This window comes from Microcoleus sp. T3_B1 (assembly GCF_036700445.1).
Lineage (GTDB): Bacteria > Cyanobacteriota > Cyanobacteriia > Cyanobacteriales > Microcoleaceae > Microcoleus.
Map to the genome: position 1 here is coordinate 1 of NZ_JAUBOX010000173.1, position 3,967 is coordinate 3,967.

4 protein-coding genes are annotated in these 3,967 nt (G+C 43.7%); 3 read left to right on the forward strand and 1 reads right to left on the reverse strand.

The window, feature by feature from the left end:
• Positions 1–1,241: 1,241 nt before the first annotated feature.
• Entirely contained in the window at positions 1,242–1,427 is a 186-nt protein-coding gene (locus tag QT990_RS35405; RefSeq protein WP_333147938.1) for a hypothetical protein, read from the reverse strand.
• A gap of 1,162 nt (positions 1,428–2,589) precedes the next feature.
• Between QT990_RS35405 and QT990_RS35410 the strand changes: the two genes are divergently transcribed.
• The 3 genes from QT990_RS35410 (at position 2,590) to QT990_RS35420 (ending at position 3,605) form a co-directional block, all read left to right on the forward strand.
• Entirely contained in the window at positions 2,590–2,901 is a 312-nt protein-coding gene (locus QT990_RS35410; RefSeq protein ID WP_333466384.1) for a hypothetical protein, read from the forward strand.
• Positions 2,870–3,100: a hypothetical protein gene (locus QT990_RS35415; RefSeq protein ID WP_333466385.1), complete on the forward strand. Its 231-nt coding sequence runs from the start codon at positions 2,870–2,872 to the stop codon at positions 3,098–3,100. Before QT990_RS35410 ends, QT990_RS35415 begins: the two co-directional genes overlap by 32 nt.
• Before the next feature lie 316 nt (positions 3,101–3,416).
• Complete coding sequence (locus QT990_RS35420) at positions 3,417–3,605, forward strand: hypothetical protein (protein WP_333466386.1); 189 nt, start codon at positions 3,417–3,419, stop codon at positions 3,603–3,605.
• Positions 3,606–3,967: the final 362 nt, after the last annotated feature.

The window sequence follows — 3,967 nt, forward strand, 5'->3', positions numbered from 1 at the left end:
ATTAATAATTAAATGGGGTCGCAAAATCAAAAATAAGGGTAATGATTGTATCACAGTTTAAATGTGCAACAGCTTAGCTGATTTTTTGTGTGCCCTCAAGTCAGGCATTTGCAGTATAAAATCAGGCGGAAAGCAGTACAAAATCAGGTATTTGCAGGTATTTGCAGGGGCTGCATTTTACCTGTATTTACCTGAAAATATCCTGCAAATGCCTGACTTTTTCGGTCAAATTACTGCTTTTTTGTGTCGAGCGTACATTTGCCTGTTGAGGCAGGTTATGGCTGTTCTGTCTCGGTAGCAAGCAATGGTTTTGTCCGTACAAAACCTTATTTACTAATTTTAAATAAAAACAATGCACCCTTATGAATGGGGAATCCTAGGTGTCATGGCAATCGCGCTCTTGCTAGCTATCGGACGAACGATTCCCTCGCGTGAATCGACATCAGCCGGCTGCTTCGCTTGCAAACGGGAGTTGCGGGAGGAATTGGCCGCCCGTGGCAGCGACTGGTGGCCGCCTATCAACTTCCTGAAATTACACCTTCTAAACGCGAGAAGCGGCTGCTGCCAGCGAGCAAGTCAAAGAATTCGTTGAAGGCGTGATTCTGAGTCTCAGTACCGAATCAATAATCAGGGGGAATCCACCAGGGGGGGTGTTGGCGGGGTGACAAGCAGATTGAAAGCAAAGGTGCGTCCAGGTTTTGAGTTGAGTGACCAAGCGAAAAGATACGCTTGCTGTAATTCAATCCAGATGCAGCAACTTGACTATTAATTCAATTCAGATGCAGCAACTTGACTATTAATTCAATTTAGATGCAGCAACTTGATTCTTAATTCAATTCAGATGCAGCAACTTGACTATTAAATCAATTTAGATGCAGCAACTTGACTATTAATTCAATTTAGATGCAGCAACTTGACTATTAATTCAATTCAGTTTTTGTTAAAAACGCTAAAAAATCACTAATTGTTGTGCGCCCTAAAATCAGGGATTTGCAGTATAAAGTCAGGCGTTTGCAGTACAAAATCAGGTATTTGCAGGTATTTGCAGGGACTGCACTCTACCTGCATTTACCTGAAAATATCCTGCAAATGCCTGACTTTTTCGGTCAAATTACTGCTTTTTTGTGCTGTTCGTGCCTTTGCCTGTTGAGGCTGATTTTCGCTGTTCTCTATCGGTAGCAAGCAATGTTTTTGTGATCACAAACCTGACTTTTACGCGCAGAAACAAAAACAATGCACCCTCATGAATGCGGTAATCCTAAGTGCAAGGCGATCGCGCTCTTGCTAGCTGTCGGACGAACGATAATCACAGCGAGCATCGACTTGATAGGGTCAATGGTGAGCCAGTGGTAGCGACAATCCGGCAGATTCGGATATTCGAGTAAGGGCAGCGGAGTCGAGTCGCGAGTTGTAGTTTTTAAAGTCAAAATAATTCAAATCACCACAAAGGTTTGGCTTTGAATCGATCGCCGTGCAGCTATCGCCACAACTACCTAAAAACTAGGGCTGGGGTGTCAAGGGGCTTAATTTTACCCGATATCCCACTGTCCCAATCAATGCCACTGATGGATGTTAACCAAGTGTGACAAAGGGCTTAATTTTACCCGATATCCAACTGTGCCGATTGCTCATACTGTTGTAGCGACTTTTCTGGCAACACTGGCATCAATTGCCCCGTCACACCTGGGTAGCATGGGTGGCCATCGCTTCCCTGAGTTCTCAAGTTAACCAATCATGCTGGTTCAACGTTATGTAATGCCGCGTGAAAACTCATATCGCTAGGGCCTGGGTGCTTAGAGGGGCTCCGGCTCACGCACTCTCTCTGAAATCAAGTACAACCGTGCGGTAGCACTGCCTTCAATAAAGCTAAACAAACTGAACTGCAACTCAAAAAGAGAAAAACGCTACCGCCATTGTTCCGATACATTAATATGCAATAGCTGAATGGCTAATAACGAGGCCGCTATTTTTTAGGCAACCTTAACAGCTTTTTCGATTAGTTCGGCTTGCTCATTATTGAAAGTACAGCTTGCTATAAATGCTACAGTTAGTAGCTTGCCTCTGCTACAATCACTTAAATTGGGGAGTGCAGAGTTTGCTGTTAAATTATTAAATTGATATTAAGCGTACCGGGACAGGAAAAAACCTCAAAATTAACTTTTTGGGGCTGAGTTTTCATGCCTTTTCCTGCGTTTTTTGCTGTTTTTTATGAGAATGTGCGAGTAAACTTGTGCTCGCCTCAATTTAATTATTAGCTGAATTTGGGGGCTTGTTAGCAACAAAAACCGCATGAGAACTCAAACTTATGCAGATAGGAAGCTTGCACAAAAAGCAGGAATGAGTCGTAGCAATAGCAATGTTGGGCGATATATTTATCTCGGTAAAGGAAAGTTGCGACTAAGTTTTCTGAAACTTATAGTGTGATCGCTCCTACCTACAACGGCTTCAAGCAACCGGGGCGAGCGCTGTATTGGCTACATGGCGATTGCCCTTCAACGAGCGCCTCGCAGTAAATTAAAGTCGCCACACCTTGGTTATTCGCTATTCGCGAATATAGAATAAAGGAAACAATGCGCTCGCTCATCCGCTATGCTAAAACCCCAAGATATCCTTGCAATACTCAAAGTCCACAGTTGGGATTCAACGAACTGGACGTACAGTTCTCTCGCTCAAAGTTTGGGCATGAGCGCATCAGAGGTTCATGCTGCCCTTGAGCGTTCTGAAGCTGCCGGTCTGTATTATGGCTCCGAGCGGAAAATTTTGAAGCAAGCGGTGTTGGAATTCTTGGTTCACGGGTTGCGCTATGTATTCTACGCCCAACCAGGCCCCCTCTCACGGGGACTGCCAACTGCACATTCTGCGCTCGCCATTGAAAAGCAAGCTGGTTGCCTCACCATCTGAGGTTTACGTTTGGCCTGACCCTCAAGGTGTCGTGAGAGGACAGGCGATCGCGCCTCTGTACCGCTCAGTCCCCCAAGCTGCCAGTAACGATCCAAAACTTTATGCCTTGCTCAGCTTGATTGACGCTATTCGAGTTGGTCGGGTGCGGGAGCAACGTTTAGCCGCTAGCGAACTTGAAAAGAGGATCGTCGCTCTATGAACCCGCAGATACTCATGCTGGAAACAGTCGCCCGGATACTCTCTCAAGTACGCACTACCATGTAAGCCTTACACTCGCAAACAGCCTCAACGGAACGCAAAAACCAGATAGTCCAGCCTCAACTTTATTGCTGGCATAGTGGGTACTACGCTACAAAATCGCTTCTAAAATTTTAGCTACCTGCCACTTTTCTCACACTTGCTCAACTTGATTTTTAATTCAATTCCGATGCCACAACTTGACTATTAAGTCAATCCACTTGTTGTTAAAAACGCTAAAAAATTAGCTAATTGTTGCGTCAGCTAAAGTCAGGGATTTGCAGTATAAAGTCAGGGATTTGCAGTATAAAGTCAGGGATTTGCAGGTATTTGCAGGAACTGCACTTTACCTGCATTTACCTGTAAATATCCTGCAAACGCCTGACTTTATCGGTCAAACTGCTGCCTTTTTGTGCAAGGACTGCCTTTGCTGGTTGAGGTCGGTTATGGCTGTTCTCAATCGGTAGCAAGCAATGTTTTTGTGATCACAAACCGCACTTTTACGTGCAGGAAGAGAAATAATGCACCCTCCTTTTACGGAAGCCTAACCGTAAGGTCGGGTTTAATACTTTCTTTAGCTTTAATGACAATTGTAACTATTTGTACTACGATTTAAGCTGAATATTCTATAGCTCTAAGAAATTAGAGGGAGAAAATGCTTCAAAAGCAATTCAACAAGCTCATCACTTATTCAAGTGCGATCGCACCTAAATCCACTATTCTATACAAATAAAGAAAATTATAGTCAGTCTCTAAGCTGTCAAACATCTAAACTGCATTAACTAAGTTACCTTTATTTTTTATTTTTCGGTTCCATTTCATAATTAGT

What these genes read in the sequence shown, in the direction of transcription:
- QT990_RS35410 (WP_333466384.1), top strand. Translation starts at nt 2,590, where the DNA reads ATGCTAAAACCCCAAGATATCCTTGCAATACTCAAAGTCCACAGTTGG.